25 protein-coding genes and 2 tRNA genes are annotated in these 22,668 nt (G+C 66.0%); 9 read left to right on the plus strand and 18 right to left on the minus strand.

All coding sequences use genetic code 11. From position 1 onward, the window contains the following. The first annotated feature begins 43 nt into the window (after positions 1-43). Entirely contained in the window at positions 44-2,104 is a 2,061-nt protein-coding gene (locus tag ACFWVD_RS16840; RefSeq protein ID WP_379243621.1) for a prolyl oligopeptidase family protein, read from the plus strand. On the opposite strand, the gene ACFWVD_RS16845 is transcribed toward ACFWVD_RS16840, so the two are convergent. The 4 genes from ACFWVD_RS16845 to ACFWVD_RS16860 form a co-directional block, all read right to left on the minus strand. After that, complete coding sequence (locus ACFWVD_RS16845; RefSeq protein ID WP_379243622.1) at positions 2,105-2,974, minus strand: alpha/beta fold hydrolase; 870 nt, start codon at positions 2,972-2,974, stop codon at positions 2,105-2,107. Continuing rightward, on the minus strand, positions 2,974-3,606 hold the full coding sequence (locus ACFWVD_RS16850; protein WP_379243624.1) for a TetR/AcrR family transcriptional regulator: 633 nt from the start codon (positions 3,604-3,606) through the stop codon (positions 2,974-2,976). The genes ACFWVD_RS16845 and ACFWVD_RS16850 overlap by 1 nt, the downstream gene beginning before the upstream one ends. A gap of 467 nt (positions 3,607-4,073) precedes the next feature. Then, positions 4,074-4,493, minus strand: a complete 420-nt coding sequence (locus tag ACFWVD_RS16855; protein ID WP_379243626.1) for a PIN domain nuclease — start codon at positions 4,491-4,493, stop codon at positions 4,074-4,076. After that, a complete protein-coding gene (locus ACFWVD_RS16860; RefSeq protein WP_379243628.1) occupies positions 4,490-4,708 on the minus strand; it encodes a type II toxin-antitoxin system VapB family antitoxin in 219 nt (72 codons plus the stop codon). The genes ACFWVD_RS16855 and ACFWVD_RS16860 overlap by 4 nt, the downstream gene beginning before the upstream one ends. Before the next feature lie 96 nt (positions 4,709-4,804). Between ACFWVD_RS16860 and ACFWVD_RS16865 the strand changes: the two genes are divergently transcribed. Then, the gene (locus tag ACFWVD_RS16865) at positions 4,805-5,626 is read left to right on the plus strand and encodes a DUF4265 domain-containing protein (protein WP_379243630.1); all 822 of its coding nucleotides are present in this window, start codon (positions 4,805-4,807) and stop codon (positions 5,624-5,626) included. A 10-nt stretch (positions 5,627-5,636) separates the two neighbouring features. Here the strand turns inward: ACFWVD_RS16865 and ACFWVD_RS16870 are convergent. From ACFWVD_RS16870 to ACFWVD_RS16880, 3 genes are all read right to left on the minus strand, one after another. Then, positions 5,637-5,707 (minus strand) — tRNA-OTHER (locus ACFWVD_RS16870). A gap of 68 nt (positions 5,708-5,775) precedes the next feature. Then, a tRNA-Lys gene (locus ACFWVD_RS16875) sits at positions 5,776-5,848 on the minus strand. Between the two features lie 14 nt (positions 5,849-5,862). Continuing rightward, complete coding sequence (locus ACFWVD_RS16880) at positions 5,863-7,290, minus strand: hypothetical protein (RefSeq protein WP_379243632.1); 1,428 nt, start codon at positions 7,288-7,290, stop codon at positions 5,863-5,865. A 114-nt stretch (positions 7,291-7,404) separates the two neighbouring features. Here ACFWVD_RS16880 and ACFWVD_RS16885 point away from each other — a divergent pair, with 114 nt between their 5' ends. Next, positions 7,405-7,857 carry an SRPBCC family protein gene (locus ACFWVD_RS16885; protein ID WP_379243634.1) on the plus strand — a complete coding sequence of 151 codons (453 nt, stop codon included), beginning with the start codon at positions 7,405-7,407 and terminating at the stop codon, positions 7,855-7,857. 49 nt (positions 7,858-7,906) lie between these two features. Here the strand turns inward: ACFWVD_RS16885 and ACFWVD_RS16890 are convergent, their stop codons facing one another. Continuing rightward, a complete protein-coding gene (locus tag ACFWVD_RS16890; RefSeq protein WP_379243636.1) occupies positions 7,907-8,356 on the minus strand; it encodes a MarR family winged helix-turn-helix transcriptional regulator in 450 nt (149 codons plus the stop codon). A 114-nt stretch (positions 8,357-8,470) separates the two neighbouring features. Here ACFWVD_RS16890 and ACFWVD_RS16895 point away from each other — a divergent pair, with 114 nt between their 5' ends. Next, positions 8,471-9,418 carry an SMP-30/gluconolactonase/LRE family protein gene (locus ACFWVD_RS16895; RefSeq protein WP_379243638.1) on the plus strand — a complete coding sequence of 316 codons (948 nt, stop codon included), beginning with the start codon at positions 8,471-8,473 and terminating at the stop codon, positions 9,416-9,418. Here the strand turns inward: ACFWVD_RS16895 and ACFWVD_RS16900 are convergent. The 3 genes from ACFWVD_RS16900 to ACFWVD_RS16910 are packed head-to-tail and all read right to left on the minus strand — an operon-like array spanning position 9,405 to position 11,227. After that, positions 9,405-10,184 carry an alpha/beta fold hydrolase gene (locus ACFWVD_RS16900; protein ID WP_379243640.1) on the minus strand — a complete coding sequence of 260 codons (780 nt, stop codon included), beginning with the start codon at positions 10,182-10,184 and terminating at the stop codon, positions 9,405-9,407. The two genes, ACFWVD_RS16895 and ACFWVD_RS16900, sit on opposite strands and share 14 nt — an antisense overlap. A gap of 25 nt (positions 10,185-10,209) precedes the next feature. Then, complete coding sequence (locus ACFWVD_RS16905) at positions 10,210-10,866, minus strand: molybdopterin-dependent oxidoreductase (protein ID WP_379243642.1); 657 nt, start codon at positions 10,864-10,866, stop codon at positions 10,210-10,212. Further along, positions 10,856-11,227, minus strand: coding sequence for a DUF2867 domain-containing protein (locus tag ACFWVD_RS16910; RefSeq protein ID WP_379243644.1), 372 nt, complete (start codon positions 11,225-11,227; stop codon positions 10,856-10,858). The genes ACFWVD_RS16905 and ACFWVD_RS16910 overlap by 11 nt, the downstream gene beginning before the upstream one ends. Positions 11,228-11,281: 54 nt before the next feature. Here ACFWVD_RS16910 and ACFWVD_RS16915 point away from each other — a divergent pair, with 54 nt between their 5' ends. Continuing rightward, positions 11,282-11,842, plus strand: a complete 561-nt coding sequence (locus ACFWVD_RS16915) for a TetR/AcrR family transcriptional regulator (RefSeq protein ID WP_379243646.1) — start codon at positions 11,282-11,284, stop codon at positions 11,840-11,842. Positions 11,843-12,028: 186 nt separating this feature from the next. Continuing rightward, complete coding sequence (locus ACFWVD_RS16920) at positions 12,029-12,781, plus strand: DUF6585 family protein (protein ID WP_379243648.1); 753 nt, start codon at positions 12,029-12,031, stop codon at positions 12,779-12,781. A 115-nt stretch (positions 12,782-12,896) separates the two neighbouring features. On the opposite strand, the gene groL is transcribed toward ACFWVD_RS16920, so the two are convergent. Next, a complete protein-coding gene (groL, locus tag ACFWVD_RS16925) occupies positions 12,897-14,522 on the minus strand; it encodes a chaperonin GroEL (RefSeq protein ID WP_379243650.1) in 1,626 nt (541 codons plus the stop codon). Between the two features lie 244 nt (positions 14,523-14,766). After that, positions 14,767-15,486, minus strand: coding sequence for a Clp protease N-terminal domain-containing protein (locus tag ACFWVD_RS16930; RefSeq protein ID WP_379243652.1), 720 nt, complete (start codon positions 15,484-15,486; stop codon positions 14,767-14,769). Between the two features lie 72 nt (positions 15,487-15,558). Between ACFWVD_RS16930 and ACFWVD_RS16935 the strand changes: the two genes are divergently transcribed. Next, a complete protein-coding gene (locus ACFWVD_RS16935; RefSeq protein WP_379243654.1) occupies positions 15,559-16,797 on the plus strand; it encodes a hypothetical protein in 1,239 nt (412 codons plus the stop codon). Positions 16,798-16,954: 157 nt separating this feature from the next. On the opposite strand, the gene ACFWVD_RS16940 is transcribed toward ACFWVD_RS16935, so the two are convergent. The 5 genes from ACFWVD_RS16940 to ACFWVD_RS16960 form a co-directional block, all read right to left on the minus strand. Next, positions 16,955-18,037, minus strand: a complete 1,083-nt coding sequence (locus ACFWVD_RS16940) for an NAD(P)/FAD-dependent oxidoreductase (protein WP_379243656.1) — start codon at positions 18,035-18,037, stop codon at positions 16,955-16,957. Between the two features lie 82 nt (positions 18,038-18,119). Beyond that, entirely contained in the window at positions 18,120-18,995 is an 876-nt protein-coding gene (locus ACFWVD_RS16945) for an RNA polymerase sigma-70 factor (protein ID WP_379243658.1), read from the minus strand. Positions 18,996-19,095: 100 nt separating this feature from the next. Continuing rightward, positions 19,096-19,965 carry a CDP-alcohol phosphatidyltransferase family protein gene (locus tag ACFWVD_RS16950; protein ID WP_379243660.1) on the minus strand — a complete coding sequence of 290 codons (870 nt, stop codon included), beginning with the start codon at positions 19,963-19,965 and terminating at the stop codon, positions 19,096-19,098. Next, a complete protein-coding gene (locus ACFWVD_RS16955; RefSeq protein WP_379243662.1) occupies positions 19,962-20,675 on the minus strand; it encodes a phosphatidylserine decarboxylase in 714 nt (237 codons plus the stop codon). The genes ACFWVD_RS16950 and ACFWVD_RS16955 overlap by 4 nt, the downstream gene beginning before the upstream one ends. A 70-nt stretch (positions 20,676-20,745) precedes the next feature. Beyond that, the gene (locus tag ACFWVD_RS16960; RefSeq protein WP_379243664.1) at positions 20,746-21,018 is read right to left on the minus strand and encodes a GlsB/YeaQ/YmgE family stress response membrane protein; all 273 of its coding nucleotides are present in this window, start codon (positions 21,016-21,018) and stop codon (positions 20,746-20,748) included. 239 nt (positions 21,019-21,257) lie between these two features. Between ACFWVD_RS16960 and ACFWVD_RS16965 the strand changes: the two genes are divergently transcribed. Next, a complete protein-coding gene (locus tag ACFWVD_RS16965; protein ID WP_379243666.1) occupies positions 21,258-22,286 on the plus strand; it encodes a beta-ketoacyl-ACP synthase III in 1,029 nt (342 codons plus the stop codon). Positions 22,287-22,474: 188 nt separating this feature from the next. Further along, positions 22,475-22,666, plus strand: coding sequence for a hypothetical protein (locus ACFWVD_RS16970; protein ID WP_379243668.1), 192 nt, complete (start codon positions 22,475-22,477; stop codon positions 22,664-22,666). Positions 22,667-22,668 lie beyond the last annotated feature (2 nt).

Genomic DNA, 22,668 nt, shown 5'->3' on the forward strand with positions numbered 1-22,668 from the left:
GCTCGCCGGACGTGCGAATCCCCACATCGGCAACAATGTGGGGATGAGCGGCGTTGAGCAGAACGTGACCGATCCCTATCTCTGGCTCGAGGACGTAACCGACGAGGGCGCGCTGGACTGGGCGCGCGCCCGCAACGACGTGGTGGCGCGACGCTTCGCGGCCACCGACCGGTTCGCCGACCTGGAGCGTCGCATGCTCGCGATGCTCGACGACGACACCAAGATCGCCTTCCCCGGCCGGCGCGGGCCGTGGCTGTACAACTTCTGGCGCGACGCGCAGCATCAGCGCGGGCTGTGGCGACGGACCACGTTCGAGTCCTACGCCACCGGCGATCCCGAGTGGGATGTGCTGATCGATGTGGACGCGTTGGCCGAGGCCGACGGCGAGAACTGGGTGTGGGCGGGCGCCGCGGTGCTGCGGCCCTCGCAGGAACGCGCCATCATCCACCTGTCCCGTGGCGGCGCCGACGCCAAGGTCGAACGCGAATTCGACCTGACCACAAGGCAATTCATCGCCCCCGAAGACGGCGGGTTCTACGTCCCCGAAGCCAAGACGCGGATCAGCTGGATCGACGCCGACACCGTGTACATCGGCACCGACTTCGGACCGGGATCGCTGACCGACTCCGGCTACCCGCGCATCGCCAAGCGCTGGCATCGCGGCACCGAATTGTCCGCTGCGGAAACGGTATTCGAGGGCAAGCCCAGCGATGTCTCGATCGGCGTCGGGTACGACCGCCACCCCGGTTACGAACGGCACGTGCTGACCCGTTCGACCGACTTCTTCAACAGTGAGGTGTCGCTGCTGCAGGACGGGGAGTGGCGCCTGATCGAAACTCCGACCGACGCCGATGTCGACTGGTACCACGACTGGCTGCTGGTGCGCTTGAAAACCGAGTGGACACCCGGTGACACCACCTTCCCACCCGGCAGCCTGCTCGTCACCGACTTGAACGACTTCCTTTCCGGGGCAAGGGAGTTCGAGGCACTGTTCACCCCCGACGCGCATACCTCACTGGACGGTTGGGGATGGACCGAGAACCATCTGATCCTGTCCACCCTGCAGGATGTGCAGACCGGCTTCCGGGTGCTCACCCCCGGACCGGACGGCTGGGCGACCAGCGAACTCACCGACGTCCCGGCGATGTCGTCCACCTCGGTGACCAACATCGACCCGCTCGAGGGCGGCGACGAATTCATGCTCACCACAACCGGTTTCACGACCCCGACCACCCTGCTCAGCAGCGCGATCGGCGAACCGGCGGTGACGCTGCGACAGGCGCCGAGCTATTTCGACGCCACCGGCATCGAGACCGAGCAATTCTTCGCCACCTCCGATGACGGAACCGCGGTGCCCTACTTCGTGATTCGGCACCGCGACCGTCGCGGCACGCCCGGACCGACGATCATGAACGGCTACGGCGGCTTCGAAATCTCCAAGACCCCCGGCTATCTGGGCGGCACGGGCATGGCGTGGCTCGAACGCGGCGGCACCTATGTGGTGGCCAATATCCGTGGCGGCGGCGAGTACGGGCCCGAATGGCACACTGCCGCACTGAAAGAACACCGCCACCGCGCCTTCGAGGACTTCGCCGCCATCGCGCGCGACCTCGTCACGCGCGGCATCACCACCCCCGACCGCCTCGGTGCGATCGGCGGCAGCAACGGTGGACTGCTGATGGGCGTCATGCTCACCCGCTACCCGAAACTGTTCGGCGCCATCGTCTGCCAGGTCCCTCTACTGGACATGCAGCGCTATCACCTGCTGCTCGCGGGGGCCTCGTGGGTGGCTGAGTACGGTGACCCGGACAAGCCCGAAGAGTGGGCTTACCTCAGCGAGTACTCGCCGTATCAGAACACCGACACCGGCAAGCAGTACCCGCCGATCCTGCTGGCCACCTCCACCCGCGACGACCGGGTACATCCGGGTCACGCGCGAAAGATGGCCGCGCTGTTGGAATCTCAGGACCGTACCGTCTGGTACTACGAGAACATCGAAGGTGGGCACGGCGGTGCCGCTGACAACAAACAGGCGGCGCACTTGACCGCGTTGGTCTACGAGTTCTTCATCCAGATGCTGATCGAAGGGCGACGCTCGGCATAGTCAGCGGTCGCGCAACCACTTCTCCACCGCGTCGACCGTGGAATCCGGATTGGTGATCCAGCCGTTGTGCCCCAGGGCCTCCGGCTGGAACCACCGGGTGACCTGCGTGTTGGGTAGCTTGCTGAGCAGGTGATCGGCCGAGGTCTGCGGGGCCATGTCGTCGCCCGCCACGGTGATCGACAGGACCGGGAACTTCAGCCGCGACATCCGCTCGTCGTAGTCGATATCGGCGCCGACGGGCACGAAACGACCAGTGCGCGCGAGCCTGGCCCAATCCGACATCAGCACCTTGGACTGACGGCCGTACGCACGCTTTCCGAGCAGGTCCCCCGGCCAGAACCCGGCCAGGTTCGACGCCACCGCCACCGCCGCCGTGCCCACCAGCATGCCCGGCCCGAACACCCCGCGATAGCCGCGGAAATACGGTGTGCCAGAAGCGATCAGGATCAACCCGCCGAGCCTGCCGCGCACCCGTGCCGCGTACATCGCCGACAGCTGGCCACCCATGCTGTGGCCGAGCAGGTACGGGGTGCTGGCGGGGAAACGGTTACGCACCGCGGCCAAGATCGCGGGAAAGTCCACGGACACCAATTCGTGGTAGCCGTAAGTACTTTCGGCATCAGGGCGGTGAGTGCTGTCGCCCTGGCCGCGCATTTCGCCGATCGCGACGTCGAAACCGCACGCGGCCAGCCGATGTCCGAAATATTCGTAGAACTCACCGGGCACCGCCAGCCCGGGCGTGATGACCACGACCGGTCGCGGCGCGTCGGGCGTGACCGGATGCCGATGCGCGCCGGTGGCCGGAATGAGCCGCACCGGCAGGGTGCTGCCGTCGGGTACCTGGATCTCGACGATCTCGACCCGCGCCATCAAGCCCCGACCGCGCCCATGATCACCCGGCTCAGCACCTTGATCACCTCATCGAGCTCGGGGCGAGGGTCGCTGCCGCTCCACCCGTCCACGACGTAGTTCACCGCGCCGATGATCGCCAGCACGCGCAATTCGTAGTCGCCGGTGGGGATTTCACCGTGCATGGCCGCGTCCTCGGCGGCGCTGGCCAGCAGCGAGCCCCACACGCGACGCAGTTCGAGCCGGAACTTCTCGACCTTGGGGCCTGCCCCGACCACCTCCACCAGCGCCACGCGCGCCTTGCGCGGATCGTTGCCGATGGACTCGACATACGCCCGCACGGCCGCGTCGATCTGCTCGAGCACAGTGCCTTCGGATTTCTCCTCCAGCGCGGTAGCCACCGCCTCGCGCGAGAACCGGTCGATCTGCTCGTACAGCTCGAGCAGCAGCGATTCGCGGCCGGTGAACTCCTCGTAGAACTGCCGAGACGAGAGCCCCGCGTCCTTACAGATCGCTCCGACCGAGCTGTTGGCGTACCCGTCGCGCGCGAAGACCGTCAGGCCTGACTCCAGAAAACGCGCACGCCGCTGGCGTTGCCGGTCCTCTACGGGTTGCCCGGCATACATTCGTCCCGTATTCGCATCCTGTGACATTGTCGCTGACAATACCGAAGGGCCTGATCCCCTCGTCATGGATCAGGCCCTTCGGTACGCCCATTCAGCTAACCGCGCGTTAGCCGAAAGATGGCTACAGACGGCTCAGTTGCCCGAGCCCTGCACCGAACCGGTGCTCAGCGAGCTGGTGAGCAGGCCAAGCAGCAGGGTCAGGATGTTGCCGTCGCTGCTGTCATCAGTGATGTTGTAAAGCATGTGTCACTCCAAGTCGATGTTTTGTGACGCCGTTGTCACTGGCCATTTGCCGTCTCGGACGATACCGACGCAAATGTGAACAGGGAGTGTTTTAAAGGAATTTCCTAGAATTTTTTGTGAGGAAGGACAAGCCCCAAGAAGTTCGGTCTCGCCAAGGCCCCCGCGCCCGGAACAACCGACATGTGAAACACGAGTGTACCGCTGTGCGGCACCCACTTTGCCGGTATCGGGCGACGTCGGCGAAACCGGATTCAACGCCGTGGCGGATCGGTGACCATCCGTACCGGCTGACGGGTCACCCTGGCGACCGTCCGGTAGTCACTGTCATCGGCGAGCACGATCAGGCCCTCACGTTCCGCGGTCGCGGCGATCAGCAGGTCGACCGGACCCGCCGAACGATGCTGCCCGGTCGCAGTGAGTAGCTCCTGGACTTCCTCGGCACGTTCGTAGGCCCGGTCACCCATCGGCACCCACCCGAACAGGGTGCGCAACAGTCGCTGCTTCTCGATCCGGTCCGCCGAAGACCGTGCCGAATACAAGAACTCGAGCTCCACGATCGGGCAGGTGGCGATGACACCGGCCTCGATCTCGTCGGCCCAGGCCTTCCTGAGCTCTTTCTGAAGAATCCGGAACAGGCCGGACGTGTCGATCAGATAGAGGGCAGTGGTCATCGCCGGTAGGCCGCCTTGTTGTCGAGAAACTCGTCGAAGTCGCCCGCGTCGGCCATTTCACCCAGACGCGCGATCGCGCGCAGCCGTTCCAGCCGCTGGCCGATCTCGCGAAGGGCCGCGTTGACCGTGTCCTTCTTGGTTTTGGTACCGAGCACCTCGGCCGCGATCGCGAGAGCTTCCTCATCGATCTCGATGGGGGTCTTCACCATTTTCATGTCGCACCTCCTGTCATTCATGATATCTCAGATATCCAGATGCGACATCCTGGATATCCAGCCGATCGGAGGATCAGCACCTGGCAAGCTTGCGGGATGAGCGCGAGTGCGGATGAGGATGTCGAGTACGTTCGAGTGGTGTTCCGGATCCCCGCCGATCCGAACGGCTGGCATGTGGCCGGCACCGAGCGGATGTGGGCCGTGCGGATCGCCGATGATCGAGTTCGACTGGCCAACATCCCTTTTCACGCGTACGGCTTCGCCGACGGTGACATTGTCGAGGTTTCAGCCGACGACGAGGGCGTGCTCTGGGCGGGCGCGGTGGTCGAACCGTCGCAGAACTGCACGATTCGGGTCATCCCCGTCGAGGGGTGCTTGCGCTCCGAGGTGCTCCAGGCGGTCATCGACGCGTTCGCGCCGTTGGGCGTCGAAAGCGAAGGCAGCCGCGAAGGGTTGGTCGCGCTGAACGTGCCGCTCGGCAGCGACATCGAGGAAGTCAAAGCCACACTCCTGCAAGGACACGCCGACAAACTCTGGTACTACGACGTCGGCACGGCCAACGACCAGTGGCGCACCGCCACCCCCACCCTCCCCGACCGCAACCCGAGCGACCCACCCCCCGACGCCTACGGCCGGTGCTTCCCCCACGACCTCGCCGCCTACGTCTACAACACGGTCGCCACCGGCGAACTCCCCGCCCGGGTCGTCGTCCACGACCCCGACGGCGAGTGGATCATCAGCGACGGCTCCGACGCCCCCTTGGGCGTTGACACCGCCACCATCTTGCACATCCATCACGTCCTCGACACCGATTCATCCCTGGCAGAACTGGCCACCCTCGCCCCGGGCCGCCTGGCCTGGCGAGACCAGCCCACCGACCCATGGACCATCGAAGACTTCGCCTACCCGGACGAATAGAAGGCGGACGTCTCGTCGACCGGGCTCGAACCGGCGCCCACCCGGGCCTAGCCGGGCGCTCTACCGCTGAGCTACGACGAGACATCCGCCGACACCCCCTCAACGGGGGTAGAACTGGTGCCCCTCGGCCTTGACCGAGGGGAAACCAGTGCCACTGACCGGGCTCGAACCGGCGTCCACCCGGTTAAGAGCCGGGCGCTCTACCACTGAGCTACAGCGGGCCCCGTGATCGTGCCTCACGGCAGGTAGGGGTGTCCACCGGATTCCGTGAGCACGGTGGCGGGGACGCCTGCCGAAAGTTCCTGCGCGTATTCGGCTTTGATCGGCTTGCCGCTGAAAACCCCTGCGCTGCGCAGCATTCCCGCCCAGATCGGGTCCGCAACCGACACACCGTGCACGAGTTCGGGTGTCGGACGGAAGGAGCCGACGTCGCCCGCCGCTTTGGGACCGATCCACCCACTGCGTTCGGGATCGACACCCGCGATCTCACAGACGTCGATGACTTCGGCGGCGGTGCAAGTCGCGCGACCGGCGAGCACCTCCCACGGCAACGGCAATGCGGCCCACACTTGGGTATCGGGATGCAGTCCCGATCCGGAGCGAAAGTGCATGGCGGCGAGATCGCCCGCGATCAGCATCATGGCCTTGCCGGGGCAGGCCACTTCGAGCAGGCCGGTCGCACCGGTGGCCTGCAGGCACGACAACCACGCCGCGCGCGCCGCGTTGTACGCACCGCACAGCAGATTCCACGTCGACGAATCGTTTCCGCTCCGCACGATCATCCGCTCACGGTCGAACGTGCTTGCCGCCCACACACTTTCCAGCACCTCGGCAGTGGAACGCATCGCCGCGAACCACCGACCCAGCAGTTCACCCCGCTGCTCATCGGTGAGGTGTTCGAGCACATCCCTGGTCGGATAGGCCTGGGCGATCATCCACCAGTCGGTGCCCGGATCGCGTCGACAGCGGGCGAACAGCAGCTCCGCGATCTCGTCGAACGGGTTCTCGCGGCCCGACAGGGTGAACTCGCGGCGCAGCTTGCGCTTGGCGGTGTAGTAGGCGAGGAAGCACGCCGCGTTCGGGTCGGCGCGGAACCTGTCGAGGGTGAGTTCACCGGCGAATCCGGCCTTGGCCAGCATCGTGAGATGGCGTTTGCGCTGCTGCGCGCCGAGGACGTCCGCTTTGGCCGTGACTCGCTGCAGCGCACGAAATCGCCTGTTGTACTGACGTTTCGAGATATCGACACCGGCGGACGCGCGGTCGCGCCGATTGAGTCGGCCGGTGCGAAAGTCGGGCCGCTGCGGGTCGAAGCGAATCGCGGCACCCACCGACTGCGCGAACGACAACAGGGATGCCGGCACGTCGGGATCGACCTGGGCAGCGATATCGAACAACCGACTGGTGGCCGCGACCTGCCGAGCCCCACCCACCGGACGCTCGAAATCGTCAGCCATGGAGGACAATCCGTTCCACCGCCCCGCGACACGAGCCACGCTGCCCAACCGACGACGGTCGATCAGCCCCAGGTCGTTCTTCAGCACGTACCAGACCAGCAACGCCACGCTCTCCGGCCGCAGCCGGGCATCCAACGTCGCGTGCAGCTGGGCCAACGCATCGTCGGGCTCCAGCACCCCCATATCCATGCCGCGATCATCACAAAGCATCCACGTCACGGCAAACGCTTTAGCCACCAAGTTCCGACCACGGGCGGAGGTACGCCCGGTGACCGGTGCCTATGCTGAGCGTGACAGTCCGTCACGTATACCCCGGAGGCACCGTTGCCGAACACTCTCGAAGCCAGTATCGACATCGCCGCGGCACCGGAGAAGGTCTGGTCCGTACTCGCCGACCTGCGCCGCATGCCCGAGTTCAGCCCGACGACGGTGAAGATGGTCGCGGTCGGCGGCATTCGCGACGGCGCGTACACCGTCAACATCAACAAGGTCGGCTGGAAGATCTACCCGACCACCTCGCGCATCGTGCGCTTCGAGCCGAACACAGCGTTCGCGTTCCGCATGAACGAGAACCGCACGACCTGGACCTACGAACTCTCCCCCACCGCCACCGGCACGCGACTGGTCGAAACCCGCACCGTCGACCCCAAGGGCCTGCCCGCCTGGCTGACCAAGGCGATCGACGTCGCCATGGGCGGCGAGCAGAAGTTCGAAGCCGATCTGGTCGCGGGCATGCAGGAGACCTTGAGCAAGGTGAAGGTCGCCGCCGAGCGCTGATTTCACCTCGAATCGAGAGCCCGCCGGAATTTCCGGCGGGCTTTTTTCGTCACCGCAGGTTGTCGCGGATCTCGTCGAGTGCCTGCGCGCTGCGCGTGAGCAACTCCTGCAGCGCCGCCAGTTCGGATGCGGTGAACCGGTCGGCCAGCGCCCGCTCCACCGCGATCGCGCGACCGTCGGCATCGTTCATAACGGTCCGACCCGCCTCGGTCAGACGGGTTTCCAGCACGTTTTTGTGCCACTCGTGCGGGGTGCGGTCGACCAGGCCGCGGTCCTGCAGGTTGGTCAGCACGGTGTTCATCGTCGGCGGGGTGACACCGGCGAGCCGGGCCAGCGCCGCGGCCGAGATGCCGGGATTCTCCGCGAGGTGCAGCAGCGCGCTGTACTGCGGAACGGTCAGCCCGGCCGGTTTCAGCGCGGCCGTCTTCGTCGCCATCACGGCTTGTTCGGCGCGCTTGATGTAGCTGCCGAGCCTTTCGGCGGCGGGCATGGAGGTCATCTGTGCATGGTATCCGCCCATCATCTAGTAATTCTCTTGACGATCATAACGACTCTAATCTACGTTACTGTCTATCTTTAGATGTCTTGTATTACATCGCTGAGAGGCTTCATCATGTTGCGAACCGTCGCAGCCGCCGCGGCCTGCCTGGCCCTGACCGCCTGCGGGAGCCCGCCCGCCACACCGGTATTGAGCACCGCGTACGAATTGCCCGGCAACGCCGTGTACCCCGAGGGCATCGCCTTGGACGCTCGCAACGGCGACACCTACGTCGGCTCGTTCGCCGACGGTGCGGTGTATCGCGCGGCCGCAGGCGACTCGCGCGCCGAGGTGTTCCTGCCCGCGGGCACCGACGGCAGGAAAACCGCGAACGGCATGAAGGTCGATCGAAGCGGTCGACTGTGGGTGATCGATTCCGGTGTGGGAGTGAGTGTTTACGACATCGCGTCACGTGTGCTGCTGGCGACATTCGCCGTACCGGGCGAGGCGCCGCGTTTCGTCAACGACCTGGATTTCGGCGCCGACGGGACCGCCTATCTGACCGACAGCATGCGCAATGTCGTCTATCGGGCCGCAATCGGCTCCGGCAGTAGCGAATTGACCGTCGCGTACGACCTGACTCCCACGCTCGGCCCGCGAGATCCAAAGGTGTTCGAGCTCAACGGCATTGTCGCCGATCCGACCGGGACCTATCTGATCGTCGTGGCCATGTCAGCGGCCCAGCTGTACCGCATCGACCTCACCGGCGACGCGGATCCGATCCGCAGAATGACGCTGACCGGGGGCGACGCACTGCACGGCGACGGTTTGGACCTGCGCGGGGACACGCTGTGGATCGTTCACAACCTCGACAACACGATCAGCCGGTGGACCCTCACCGACGACGGCCGATCAGCCACTCGCACAGGCGAATTCCACGATGCGGCGCTGAATGTTCCTACAACGATGGTGCATTCGGGTGATCGAGCGTTGATCGTGTCGTCCCAGTTCGACAAGGGCGGGCCGCTGGGCCAGGAAGGTACGCCGGGAACGTTCGTGGTTTCAGCGATCAGTGGGTTCTAGTGATGAATTCGCTTAGTACGGAAACGAATTCGTCCGGCTGCTCGACCTGCGGGGAGTGACCTGCGTGGTCGACCAGGTGGGTGTCGGCACCCGCTGCCGCGAAACGGGCGAGGGTTTCGGTGCTGTCGTAGAGGTAGTCGTAGCGTCCGTGGATGGCGAGGACGGGCTGGGTCAGGGCTCGCACGCGGGCGTCGAGAGGGTGCGCGGCGAAGTCGTCGGAACGGGGGCCCGCGGCGTAGGCGAGGCCTCCGGGCAGGGTCGCGCGGAAATCGCGAACCAGCGCGTCAGCCAACCCGGGTGCCGAGTCATAGCGGAAGCGGGGCGCGAAGGCGGTGCGACAAGCCAACCGGATCACCGGGCCGGGTGTCAGGCGTTGCGCCAGCCGCACCGACCACGGCCGGACAACCCACTTCGCGACGGCGGGGATGCTGGCGATCTCGTAGTCCGGAGCCTGACCGACGAGCACGACGCGGCCCACCCGGTTCGAGATCGCGGCCAGTTCCAGGGCGATCTCGGCCCCGAACGAATGCCCGACCACCGTCACGTCAGTGAGGTCGAGTTCCTCGACGAGCGCGCTGAGCGGGGCAGTACGGGCATCGGCGGAGAAATCCCCGTCGGTGCCCGCCTCGCGCATATCGACCCGGATCACGCGAAATTCACCGACCATCCGCTCGGCTACCGCGGAAAACCAGTCGACCGAACCCGGGATCCCGTGGATGAACACGATCGCCGGGCCGGTCCGCGGTCCTTCGTCCAGAAACAACACCCGTCCAGAATATCGAGGACGGTGACTACAGGTCGGCGCGGAACAGCGCGCGCACGCGTTCGATCTGACCCGGCGTCACCGCCACCCGCCACAACCGTCCGGGTAGCAGCCGTCCCCGCTCCTCCCGGTCCACCCGCCCGCGCGGGTGCGACACGATCCTGGCCTGACCTGGATCGTAAGACCGCAAGAAGTCGATCGCGCACACCTGTTTCACGCTCTTGTACCCGTAATGGGCCGGTGCGACCAGACGCAGCGGCGCCCCGAAGGCATTGGTGAGTTCGCTGTCCGAAAGTCGGTCGGCGAGAATGACATCGGCGGCAAGTGCATCTTCGAGATACATGGTCGAGGAGTAGCCGTCGAGGCCGGTGAAGCGGACCCAGCGGGCGCCGGGGTGTGGAATCACCCGCTCGGCCAGCCAGCGATACACGTCAGCGAAACGCACTCCCTCCCAAGTCAATCCGACCGCGCTCCATTGGGTGACGCAGTGCAGGTCACTGGTTCGGGTGAGTCGCTCGCCCGCACCGAACAAGTCGTCGATACCGAACTGGGCCGGATGGCGAGCCTTTCCGCCGACCGAGACCCGATGGCCAGGTCCGGAAAGTGCACGGACGCCGCCGAATTGGGGCAGACCGAACGGTTCATGAGGTGCAGGTCGCTGACCCGGCGGCAGATCAACTCGCATCGCGCATCTTCCGTCCGCCACGGGCCACCATCCGCGGCACCAGCAGTCGATGGAACGGGCGGACCACCGAGAAATACATACGTCCGAGCGGATTGCGGTATCGCACAAGGGTTGTCAGTGTCACACGACCGTCAAGCACGTGCACCGATGCGACGAAATCGAGCATCGGCATGGCATCACCGGTCAGGTGCTCGGTGGGCGAGATCGCCCTTTCCGGAAAGGCGTTGCGGCCGAAGATCGCTCGTGTCCACGCGGCAGGGTCGGTGGCGGCACCGGGCGGCACATCCACGGAATAGGCGTCGGAGTAGTCAGGATCGGCGATGGCCGCGTGGGCGAGTGGTGGCGAGGAAACGATCGTCATGGTCAAACCTCCATACTGTCCCGTATGGATTCGACCATACGGTAGCGTATGGGGATGCCGCAAGAGGAGAAGCGCACACTCACCGCCGACGATTGGGTGCGGGCCGCGCTGGACGCGCTCGGCGAAGGTGGGCTGGCTGCGGTGGCCGTGGAACCCCTGGCGAAACGACTCGGCGCGACCAAGGGCAGCTTCTACTGGCATTTCAAGGACCGGGCCGCGCTGATCGAGGCCGTGCTCGTGCGGTGGGAACAGCGCGACACCCAGGCGGTGATCGACGAACTCGACCGATTGACCGATCCCGCGCAACGATTGCGGCAACTGTTCACCCAGGTCATCGAGTACGCCGCCGACGGCAGGGACGACCTCGCGCTGCTCGCCTCGGTGGATCAGCCCGCCGTCGCCGCCGCGATGAGCCGGGTCGCCGAACGTCGGATCGACTACGTCGCAACGCAACTGCGACTACTCGGCCTGCCCGACTCCCAGGCGCACCTCCGTGCGAGCGTGGCCGTGAGCATCTATCACGGGTTCAATCAGTTGGCCAGGATCGCGCCGCGCACCCTGCCCGCGACCGAGGAATTGGTCGACGCGGTCATCAGCCGACTGCTGAATCCGTAGCGCCCCCTCTACAACCGGATTCACCCCGCGTAGCAGCCACTTTTCGGCCTACCTCGATCGCCGGACGTGCACCAGTGGCGGTAATCGGAATCGTCGCATACGCTTCGCCGCGGATGAAAACGCCTCATGGAGGGATTAGTGATCACTCCGCACAGGCCGGATGACCTCGCCGACAATCGGCATGCAGTGCCGTTGACCCAGCTGATACACCTGATGGCGGAGTATCAGCAGCTCGGCGCGCACCGCGACACCTTTCTCGCCACCCCGGCCGACGACACGTTCGTGCGCGGCTGCGGGATCGTCGCGGGCTGCATCGCCACCATCGGTGTCATCATCGGGGCGGTCGGCGCCTGGCAGGGCGGTATCGCGCTGCTGGTGGTCGCGGCCGCGCCCGTGCTGCTCGCGTTGCGTCGCGGTGTGATCAACCGGCAGAACCGGGCCGCGCGCATCGACCTGTTCGACCACGGCGTCACCGTCTACCGGTCGGGTCAGCGCGTGGCCGGATTCCGTTGGGACAGCACCGAAGTGCGTCAGCACGAGATCCCCTTCCACGACACCACCCCCGTGCACTACCTGCTGGAACTGTCGGGCCCCGGCGGCGTCGAGGCCACCATCGACGAAGAAGGCTTCGCCCGCGCCCGCGAATGGGCCAGAGCCATCCAATCCGCGGTCACCGCAACCCAACTCCCCACCGCGGTCACCGCCATCGACAGCGGCGAAACCGTCCCCTTCGGCGACCTGGCCCTATCCCTGGACGCCCTCACCTACCGCGCCGAAGCCCTGCCCTGGGAAGACATCCAACTCATCGACGCCCGCAGCGGCCACATCCGCATCAAACTCTCCGGCATGTGGATGTCCCTGGCCCCCGTCAGCACCATCCCCAACTTCTACATCTTCAACGAACTGGCGGAGCGTCTGCGGTTGACCCCAGTCGGCTGACCGCGCAGGACTTGCGGAGGATCGCCATGTTCACTCCCGGGGTTTCATGCCGAAGGCCGGCCCACCGTGAGGTGGACCGGCCTTCGTGACTTGCGGGAACTAGCTGATCATCAGATCAGAAGTCCATGCCGCCCATGCCGCCGGTGGGGTCGCCCGCGGGGGCGGACTTCTCCGGCTTGTCGGCGACGACTGCCTCGGTGGTGAGGAACAGTGCCGCGATGGAGGCCGCGTTCTGCAGGGCCGAACGGGTGACCTTGACCGGGTCGGCAACGCCGGCGGCCAGCAGGTTCTCGTAGACACCGGTGTCGGCGTTCAGGCCTTCGCCCTCGGGGAGGTTGGAGACCTTCTCGGCCACGACGCCGGGCTCGAGGCCCGCGTTGAAGGCGATCTGCTTGAGCGGAGCCGACAGCGCGACGCGCACGATGTTGACACCGGTCGCCTCGTCAGCGGTCAGGCCCTTGAAGCCGTCCAGCGCGGGGGCGGCCTGCAGCAGCGCGACGCCACCACCGGCAACGATGCCCTCTTCGACGGCGGCCTTGGCGTTGCGCACGGCATCTTCGATGCGGTGCTTGCGCTCCTTGAGCTCGACCTCGGTGGCGGCACCGGCCTTGATCACCGCGACGCCGCCGGCCAGCTTGGCCAGACGTTCCTGCAGCTTCTCACGGTCGTAATCCGAATCCGAGGACTCGATCTCGGCGCGGATCTGCTGCACCCGGCCCTTGATGGCCTCCGGGTCGCCCGCGCCTTCGACGATGGTGGTCTCGTCCTTGGTGACGACGACCTTGCGCGCCTGGCCGAGCAGCTCGAGACCAGCGGTCTCCAGCGACAGGCCGACCTCTTCGCTGATGACCTCGCCACCGGTGAGGATGGCGATGTCGGCCAGCTGGGCCTTGCGACGGTCACCGAAGCCCGGCGCCTTGACGGCGACAGACTTGAAGGTGCCACGGATCTTGTTCACGACCAGGGTCGACAGGGCTTCGCCCTCGACGTCCTCGGCGATGATCAGCAGCGGCTTGCCGGCCTGGATGACCTTCTCCAGCAGCGGCAGCAGGTCCTTCACGGTCGAGATCTTCGACGCGACCAGCAGGATGTACGGATCCTCGAGGACCGCTTCCTGACGCTCGGGATCGGTCACGAAGTAACCGGAGATGTAGCCCTTGTCGAAGCGCATGCCCTCGGTGAGCTCCAGCTGGAGCCCGAAGGTGTTGCTCTCCTCGACGGTGATGACACCTTCCTTGCCGACCTTGTCCATCGCCTCGGCGATGAGCTGGCCGATGGCCGGGTCGCCCGCGGAGATACCAGCGGTAGCAGCGATCTGCTCCTTGGTGTCGATCTCCTTGGCGGTGTCGAGCAGTCGAGCGGTGACCGCCTCGACGGCCTTCTCGATGCCGCGCTTCAGACCCAGCGGGTTCGCGCCGGCCGCGACGTTGCGCAGACCTTCACGTACGAGCGCCTGGGCCAGCACGGTGGCGGTGGTCGTACCGTCGCCGGCGACGTCATCCGTCTTCTTGGCGACTTCCTTGACCAGCTCTGCGCCGATCTTCTCGTACGGGTCCTCGAGGTCGATCTCCTTGGCGATGGAAACACCATCGTTGGTGATCGTGGGGGCGCCCCACTTCTTCTCGAGCACGACGTTGCGACCCTTCGGGCCCAGCGTCACCTTGACAGCGTCGGCGAGGGCGTTCAGACCCCGCTCGAGGCCGCGGCGGGCCTCTTCGTCGTACGCAATTGTCTTGGCCATTGCGTTGAGATCCTCCACATGTCTATGGCTGACACACGAGACGACCACAGGTTGGATCGCCCCAAAGTACGCTGGCCAGGAGGTGCCCGCGACGGACGACCGAGGGTGTCGATGGAACCCGATCTCACCGTCCCGACCTGGCACTCAACAGTCACGAGTGCCAAGCCCATTTTTAGCACTCAGGTGGTGAGAGTGCAAGGTTGCGCCCGGCCAACCGAAGTCGCCGGGCGTTGCGGCGGCAGTGCTACTTGATCTTCATGAACGGCTTGAGCAGCTGCAGGATATCGGCTTCGACCACCGCTTTCTCCAATCCGAGATCACTCAGAAGGCCGCTACCATTCTCGTGCTCGAGCATCGCCAACAGCAGGTGTTCGGTGCCGACATAGTTGTGGCCCAAACGGATCGCTTCGCGGAAGGTCAGTTCGAGCGCCTTTTTCGCGTCCGCGCCGAAGGGGATGAGGGCGGGGATGTCGTCGGAGGCGGCGGGCAAAGCGGCGGTAGCCGCGTCCCGCACCGCGTCGAGCGTGATGCCGCGCGCGACGATCTCCCGAACCGCCAGGCCCTCCGGCTCAGCGAGCAGCCCAAGCACCAGATGCACCGGGGTGATCGTGGCATTGCCGGACGCGCGCGCTACCTCCTGCGAGGAAACCACCACGTGACGGGCCCGATCGGTGAACCGAGCGAAACCGGCCTGCGGATCGAGCGCTTCGGTGTCACCCGGCTGCTTGGGGACGAACCTTTTCTGCGCCGCCTGCTTGGTGACGCCCATCTTCGAGCCGATGTCGGTCCAGGACGCGCCTGAGCGGCGGGCTTGGTCGACGAAGTGGCCGATGAGGTGGTCGGCGACTTCGCCGAGGTTGGTGGCTACGACTACCGCGTCGTTGAGTTGGTCGAGGACGTTGTCGGGACGGGCCTTTTTGATGCCGTCGATGAGGTCGTCGAGGCGGAAGTTCGGTGTGCTCATGCGTCAACTGTAGGTTGACGATGTGGCTGCGTCAACGGTTGGTTGACGGTCAATTCCTGGCACAGTGTCGTCATGGGGAGATTTCGGCGCTGGGCGCCGCGAGTGGTGGGGATCGTCGTGACCTTGGCTTGCCTTGTCGGCGCCGGGCGTCTGCTGTGGCCGCAGCCGGGCCTGGACCAACAGCCCGGATCGACGGAACGTCAATTGGCCTTCGTGCGCGATTCGCTCGACGAGGGCTCCGATACCGCTGCGCAGGAGCTGTTTCCGGAGGGGTACGTCTTCTCGAACGTGCTCTATGGCCTGGCGTGGGTACAGGCCGCGCACACCGATTCAGCTTTACGCGACAAGGCGGTACGTGAATCACGGTGGGCGCTGGCCCGATTGGAGTCCGACGAGGGTCGGGCGATATTCAGCCCCCGACTGCAGCCCGCATACGGGGTTTTCTGGGCAGGCTGGACGAACTGGTTGCGCGGGGCGATCGTGTCGCTGGATAGATCTAACCCCGAAGAGGTACAACGCTTTTCCACGCACAGCTCCGAAATCGCGCAGGCATTCACCGCAGCCGAAACGCCGTTTCTCCAGGCCTACCAGGGCCAAGCCTGGCCAGTGGACTCCACGGTCGCCATGGCATCGCTGCGCCTGCACGACAAGCTGTTCGGTGCGAAGTACGAGCCGGTGATCGATCGCTGGCTCGAACAGGCGAAGACACGGCTCGACCCTGCCACCGGACTACTGCCCCATCAGGTTTCACCAGCGGACGGATCGATGACGACCGGCGCACGGGCAACCTCGCAAACGGCGATCCACCGATTCCTGCCCGAGATCGATCGAGCCTTCGCCGAGAGCCAATACGCGCTCTATCGCGAACAATTCGTCGCTTACCCAGGTGGTTTCGGGCCCGCGCTTCGTGAGTATCCGAAGGGGGTCGACGGGAGTGGCGATGTCGACTCCGGACCGCTGATCGCCGGAATCAGCCTGTCCGCCACGGTCGTCGCCCAAGGTGCCGCCCGGGTGAACGGTGACCGCGATCTGGCGGCCGCGATCGGTTCCGAAGGCGAATTGCTCGGACTCCCACTCAGCCTGCCCGGCTCCAAGCGGTACGCGTTCGGGCTGATGCCGATCGGGGACGCGTTCGTGGTGTGGTCGTCGACGGCCCGCCTGCTGACCGAGCCGACGACGGCGGCCGAGCGGGATCTGCGCTGGTGGTGGCGACTTCCGTGGCTCGGCGTGCTCGCCCTGATCGCGATCGCACCCTGGACCTGGACACTGATCCGCCACGCGCGACGCACACCGACCGCACTGCGCGACTGATCGCTCAGCCGGCCGGGGCATCCACAATGCCCGAAGAGTGCGCACTCGATGCGGCGACCTCGCCGACCCCCCGGCGTAATCGACCAATTCGCAGGCCCCAGGGTCGGAATCGGGGCTGAACGGCTGCGAATTGGTCGATTACGCCAGTCCGAGCGAACTATCGCAGCCCAACCGTGAACGCGGTCCCGCGCACGATCAGTTCCTTGATCACCGCACCGAGCCGCCCGGTCACGACCGTGTTCGTGGGGGTGTCGTCGGCCTTGACCACCTGGAATACCGCGTCACGGCGGCCGAGGCTGATGCACTGCGCCACGTAGCGCCCCTTCATCGGCTCGGGTTCGCGGCCCTTCGCCCGTGCCGTGATCGCGCCGACCACGTACTGCCCGGCGGGAATGGCTGTCGCACAAGCCATTCGCAGCGGACGCCCGTCCACTCCGATCATCAGCGCGGCGTCGCCGATGGCGTAGATATCCGGGTGCGAGACCGAGCGAAGGGTCTCGTCGGTGCGGATGCGACCGTCGGCGGCGACCTCTAGACCGGCACGGGCGGCCAGGTCGGAGACGGTGAAACCGGTGGTCCAGACGGTGGTGGCGGCGGGGACCAGGGTGCCGTCGGCGAGCCGGACCGCGTCGGCGAGCACCTCGACAACCTTGGCGCCGGAAAGGATTTCCACGCCGAACCGGGTGAGCGCGGACCGGATCAACTGGTGCGCGCGCGGGGAGAGCCAGGCGCCGGGGTCCTCGGAGCCCAGCAGGCTGATCTGCGAATCCGGGTGTGACTCAGCGAGTTCGGTGGCAAGTTCGATGCCGGTGGGGCCCGATCCGACGATCACGATCTGGCCCGACAGTGCGGTCACGTCTTCGGCGGTGGCGACGAACTTCGCGTGCTCGGCGGCACCGGGCACCGCATTGCGGTCGGCCTGGCTGCCGAGGGCGTAGACCAGGGTGTCGTAGTGCAGCGTCCACTCGCCGTCGATGGCGACGATCTTGCGCTCCGGGTCCAGGTCGGTAATCCGGGCCTGGATGAACTCGATCCCCTTGCGCCCCAGCGACTTCTCCAGGTCGAGCCGCTTGACCGACTGACCGGCCGCGTCCTGGTGCAAACGCACCCGCTGCACGAATTCGGCGCGGCCGTCCACGACGGTGATCTTGGTGTCGCGAGTCTTCTTCGCGAGGGCGCGGGCGGCGGTGAGTCCCGCGTACCCGGCGCCGAGGACGACGATCCGATGCTGACCGGTCATGGTGTGGCTCCTTCGCTCGATGCCTACACACACCAGACCGAACAGCCCCCGAGTTCCTGACAGGTCTATGCAGTGACCTGCATCACACCATGACGGCCGACAACTTGACGGGGTTCACGACGGTGCGAACTGTCGCGATCGCACCCGCCTCGTCGAAATCGAACACGAGCACACCGGCGGGCACCTCGTCCTGGATCAGGATCAGCCCCACATCGCCGTTGATCTCGGCGAAGTCGAACCGTGCCGTCGGACCGAGGAAACGCCGCAGCTTGGACAGGTAGCGCGCGACCACATCCCCGCCGACCACCGGAATCTTGGCCGCGACAACCTTGCCGCCACCATCGGCGATCGACACCACATCATCGGCGAGCAGTTCACGCAGCCCGCCCACATCCCCGGTCGACGCCGCCTGCAGGAACTTCTCGATCATCGTGCGCGCATGCTCGGCCGACACCACGAACCGCTGCTTCCCGGTGCGCACCCGCTGCCCCGCCCGGTGGAAAATCTGCTGGGTATTGGCCTCGGTCAGCTCGAGCATCCCCGCGATCTCCGCATGCGGATACCCGAACGCCTCGCGCAGCACAAACACCGCGCGCTCGATCGGACTGAGCCGTTCCATCGCGGTGAGCAGCGCCAACGACACCGACTCCCGTTCCTCGACGGTCCCCAACGGTCCGAGCGCACCACCGCCGGTCGGCACCGGCTCCGGAAGCCATTGCCCCACATAGGTTTCACGTCGAGCCCGAGCCGAAACCAGCTGCGTGCGACACAGATTCACCGTGACAGTGGTCAACCACGCCTCAGGATTGGCGATCTCCCCACGATCGGCCAACGCCCACCGCAGGTAGACCTCCTGAACGGCGTCCTCGGCCTCGCTCGCCGCGCCGAACATCCGGTAGGCCAGCGAGAACAGCCGGGGCCGGTGCTCCATGAACTCGGCGACGCCGTCGGATTCCATCTGTGCCTCTTTCGTCGGAACCACGCTGAGCGGACACTGTGCGCTTCGACGGTCGAAAAGTCGACCACTCTCACGCAGAATGTCCGCTCAGCGTGGATGTCTAGCTATCGTCGCGCGGCCGACGCAGACGCAACCGGGCCGACCCACGAATCGCGGGCCGACGAATCGCGGGCATCTTGCGCTGCGCACGTCGCTGCGCACGCCGCTCGGCGGGCTTGTGCTGCCAGGTCTCCGGCCGCGCGGCCACCCAGCGAGCCGACCGCCACGCGAACGGAATGTGCGCCAGATACAGCGCCACCAAGATCAACAGCAGCACGATCGGATAGGTCACCAGCAGAGCGGCGGCCAGCGCGGTCAGCACCAGCAGACCGGCTGCGGCCTGCGGTGCGACAGACACCGACTTCATCGCCAAAGTCGGAATCGTGCTCACACACAGCAGCGCGGCGAAGATCGTCCAGGCAGCGACGAAAGCGAAACTGTCCCACCATCCGTCACCGAACTGCACCTTCAACGCGATCGGCACCAGCGCGATCAACGCACCCGCGGGCGCGGGCACCCCGACGAAGTACTCCCGCGCCCAGTTCGGCCGCGAATCGTCGTCGAGCAGAGTGTTGAAACGAGCAAGGCGCAGAACAAGACTCACCGCGAACAGCAGCGCGACGATCCAGCCCGCGCTGTATCCGTCGAGCAGGGTCACATAGATGACCAGTGCGGGCGCGACACCGAACGAGATGGCGTCCGACAGCGAATCGAGTTCGGCGCCCATCTTGGAGGTCGCGTCGAGCATGCGCGCCAGGCGGCCGTCGAGGGTGTCGAGCACCGCGGCCGCGCCGACCATCGCCAAGGAAATGCCCAGCTCGCCGTCGAGCCCGAATTTCACCGCCGACAGGCCCGCGCACAGCGCGAGGATGGTGACCACGCTCGGCAGCAATCGCACCGAGCGTGGGCGCTTACGAGCCCGGTCGATCATCCCAGCACAGCCAGGACAGTCTCGGCCCCGATCGTGCGCTGCCCGGGAGTGACCAGCAGTTCGGTGCCGACCGGGAAGTACGTGTCCACGCGCGAACCGAACCGGATCAGGCCGTAGGTGTCGCCGATGGTGAGCAGGTCGCCCACGCGGGCGTCGCAGACGATGCGCCGGGCCAGCAGGCCGGCGATCTGCACCACCACGACCTGTTTGCCGTCGGCGGTGTCGATGACCATGCTGTTGCGCTCGTTGGCGTCGGAGGCCTCGGGCAGATCCGCGGACAGGAACGTGCCCGACTGGTGCAGCACCTCGCGCACGGTGCCCGACACCGGAACGCGCTGCACGTGCACGTCCAGCACCGACAAGAAGATGCTCACGCGCGGCAGCGGCGTCTCGCCGAGTCCGAGTTCGACGGGCGGGATCGCGGTGTCGACCAGCGCGACCTCACCGTCGGCGGGGGCGACGACGATGCCCGGCCGGTTCGGCGGCACGCGGTGCGGGTGCCGGAAGAACGCGGCGCAGGCGGCCGCGGCGAACAGACCGGCGCGGCGCACCCACTTGTTGCGGCCGCCGATGACGGCCACGGCCAACGGCGCGGCGACGAACGGCAGTCCGGCGGGGTGAAGCGGGGGTACAGCGGCCCGCACCAAGTCGACGACATGTCCGACGCCGGTGGTATCGGGCGTGCCGGACGGGGTGGGGCGGCGTGCCACGGGCTCCCTCTTTCGTGTGATGACTACAAGCGATCACACCTTACGGGAAGCCCGTGGCAAGCACCTGTGGTCAGTGGACAGATTTGCGTCCGGTGAACATCTTCACCAGGTACAACAGCACGCACGCGCCGACCAGACAGGTGATGAAGCTGAAGATCCAGCCCGCGCCTTCGACATCGACGCCGAACAGGCTGAGCAGGAAACCACCCAGCAGTCCGCCGATGACACCGACCACGATGTTGAGCAGGATGCCCTGCTGTGCGTCGGTCTTCATGAACTTGCTCGCGATCCAACCGGCCAGACCGCCGATGATGATCCAACTGATGATGCCGAGTCCGAGCATGGTGTCCTCGATCCCTCGAAGGGTCGGCGAGCAAACGCCTTGTGTCCACGATATACCCGCCTCGGCTTGTGACAATCCACACTCACATATCAGATCCGCACGCTAATATGAGGAAGCCTCATGTCTTCAGCGTTCATATCGAATCCACGCGCGGGTCACTGCTGATGAGGGACAGATTTCGTTGCTTCGGGTACACCCAGCGGTGCTGCCGCCGGTTGACAGGTACATAGGAGACACACATGGCTGCTCGAATCGCCCAGACCACGGGTGCTGAGCACACCGCGATCCTCGGATTGGGCGTCTACCGCCCCACCCGGGTGGTCACCAACGACGAGGTCGCAGGGCCGATCGACTCCAGCGACGAGTGGATCTTCACCCGCTCCGGCATCAAGTCGCGGCGCTTCGCCTCGGCCGAGGAAACCATCCAATTCATGAGCGTGGCCGCCGCGCGCGACGCGATCGCTGCCGCGGGTGTGCAGACCGATCAGATCGACTGTGTCATCGTGGCCACGTCCACGCACCTGCTGCTCACCCCGGCCATCGGGCCGCGGATCGCCACCGAACTGGGCATGACCGGCTCGGCCGCGTTCGACATCTCGGCGGGCTGCGCCGGGTTCTGTCACGCGCTGGGCATGGCCTCGGATCTGGTCCGCGCGGGCACTGCCCAGCACGCGCTGGTGATCGGCGTGGAAAGGCTCACCGACACCCTCGATTTCACCGACCGCTCGACCGCGTTCCTGTTCGCCGACGGCGCGGGCGCGGTGGTGGTCGGCCCGTCGAACGAGCAGGGCATCGGCCCGACCGTGTGGGGTTCGGACGGCACCCAGCACCACGCCATCCGCCAGACCAAGGACTGGATGGAGTTCTTCGCCGAGGTCGACGAACAGGGCACCGACGCGGTGCGCCCCTACCTCACGATGGAGGGCACCGCGGTGTTCCGCTGGGCCGCGCATTCGCTGGAGAAGGTCTGCCGCGAGGCCATCGACCGCGCCGGCCTGACCACCGAGGACCTGGACGCGATGATCCCGCACCAGGCCAACGGCCGGATCATCGAGATCATGGCCAGGGTGCTGAACCTGCCGGAGAACTGCGCGCTGGCCAACGACATCGAGGAAGCGGGCAACACTTCCGCGGCATCGATCCCGCTGGCCATGGAGGCCCTGCTACGCAAGGGCGAATCGACCCCGGGCGACACCGCCCTGTTGATCGCCTTCGGTGCCGGACTGTCTTACGCCGCACAAGTTGTCCGCCTGCCCGCCTGGAAATAGCTGATCAGCAAATCTTGCGAATCCCCGGTGGCCTGCGACGAAGCAGGCCATCGCGCGGTTGGCTCGCCGAGTCCACCTACTCCCAGTTGCACCAACTAGGACATACTGGCAAACTTTTCGCTACCGACGTCAGCTGATCGACGAAGCTCAGCCTCCGCGTTCCCGTCGTCAACCCGAGGTGATCGGCCGTGAAACTGCGCTCTCTCCTGCCACGCAAGCCCATCAACGAGATCCCGCTGCTGCCCAGCATCGGGCCCGACGAGGCCTTCGCGCTGCCCAGCGCGTTCGTGCCGCGCGGCACCCGTCTCAAACGCGAGGAACGCCTCGAACGACTGCTGACTCCCGGCGAACTCGATCTGGTGCTGCACCACCAGTTGTGACC

The organism is Nocardia sp. NPDC058666, from assembly GCF_042714895.1.
Taxonomy (GTDB): domain Bacteria; phylum Actinomycetota; class Actinomycetes; order Mycobacteriales; family Mycobacteriaceae; genus Nocardia.

What these genes read in the sequence shown, in the direction of transcription:
- ACFWVD_RS16840 (WP_379243621.1), top strand. Translation starts at nt 44, where the DNA reads ATGAGCGGCGTTGAGCAGAACGTGACCGATCCCTATCTCTGGCTCGAG.
- ACFWVD_RS16845 (WP_379243622.1), bottom strand. Translation starts at nt 2,974, where the DNA reads ATGGCGCGGGTCGAGATCGTCGAGATCCAGGTACCCGACGGCAGCACC.
- ACFWVD_RS16850 (WP_379243624.1), bottom strand. Translation starts at nt 3,606, where the DNA reads ATGTCACAGGATGCGAATACGGGACGAATGTATGCCGGGCAACCCGTA.
- ACFWVD_RS16855 (WP_379243626.1), bottom strand. Translation starts at nt 4,493, where the DNA reads ATGACCACTGCCCTCTATCTGATCGACACGTCCGGCCTGTTCCGGATT.
- ACFWVD_RS16860 (WP_379243628.1), bottom strand. Translation starts at nt 4,708, where the DNA reads ATGAAAATGGTGAAGACCCCCATCGAGATCGATGAGGAAGCTCTCGCG.
- ACFWVD_RS16865 (WP_379243630.1), top strand. Translation starts at nt 4,805, where the DNA reads ATGAGCGCGAGTGCGGATGAGGATGTCGAGTACGTTCGAGTGGTGTTC.
- ACFWVD_RS16880 (WP_379243632.1), bottom strand. Translation starts at nt 7,290, where the DNA reads ATGCTTTGTGATGATCGCGGCATGGATATGGGGGTGCTGGAGCCCGAC.
- ACFWVD_RS16890 (WP_379243636.1), bottom strand. Translation starts at nt 8,356, where the DNA reads ATGACCTCCATGCCCGCCGCCGAAAGGCTCGGCAGCTACATCAAGCGC.
- ACFWVD_RS16895 (WP_379243638.1), top strand. Translation starts at nt 8,471, where the DNA reads ATGTTGCGAACCGTCGCAGCCGCCGCGGCCTGCCTGGCCCTGACCGCC.
- ACFWVD_RS16905 (WP_379243642.1), bottom strand. Translation starts at nt 10,866, where the DNA reads ATGCGAGTTGATCTGCCGCCGGGTCAGCGACCTGCACCTCATGAACCG.
- ACFWVD_RS16910 (WP_379243644.1), bottom strand. Translation starts at nt 11,227, where the DNA reads ATGACGATCGTTTCCTCGCCACCACTCGCCCACGCGGCCATCGCCGAT.
- ACFWVD_RS16915 (WP_379243646.1), top strand. Translation starts at nt 11,282, where the DNA reads ATGCCGCAAGAGGAGAAGCGCACACTCACCGCCGACGATTGGGTGCGG.
- groL (WP_379243650.1), bottom strand. Translation starts at nt 14,522, where the DNA reads ATGGCCAAGACAATTGCGTACGACGAAGAGGCCCGCCGCGGCCTCGAG.
- ACFWVD_RS16930 (WP_379243652.1), bottom strand. Translation starts at nt 15,486, where the DNA reads ATGAGCACACCGAACTTCCGCCTCGACGACCTCATCGACGGCATCAAA.
- ACFWVD_RS16935 (WP_379243654.1), top strand. Translation starts at nt 15,559, where the DNA reads ATGGGGAGATTTCGGCGCTGGGCGCCGCGAGTGGTGGGGATCGTCGTG.
- ACFWVD_RS16940 (WP_379243656.1), bottom strand. Translation starts at nt 18,037, where the DNA reads ATGACCGGTCAGCATCGGATCGTCGTCCTCGGCGCCGGGTACGCGGGA.
- ACFWVD_RS16945 (WP_379243658.1), bottom strand. Translation starts at nt 18,995, where the DNA reads ATGGAATCCGACGGCGTCGCCGAGTTCATGGAGCACCGGCCCCGGCTG.
- ACFWVD_RS16950 (WP_379243660.1), bottom strand. Translation starts at nt 19,965, where the DNA reads ATGATCGACCGGGCTCGTAAGCGCCCACGCTCGGTGCGATTGCTGCCG.
- ACFWVD_RS16960 (WP_379243664.1), bottom strand. Translation starts at nt 21,018, where the DNA reads ATGCTCGGACTCGGCATCATCAGTTGGATCATCATCGGCGGTCTGGCC.
- ACFWVD_RS16965 (WP_379243666.1), top strand. Translation starts at nt 21,258, where the DNA reads ATGGCTGCTCGAATCGCCCAGACCACGGGTGCTGAGCACACCGCGATC.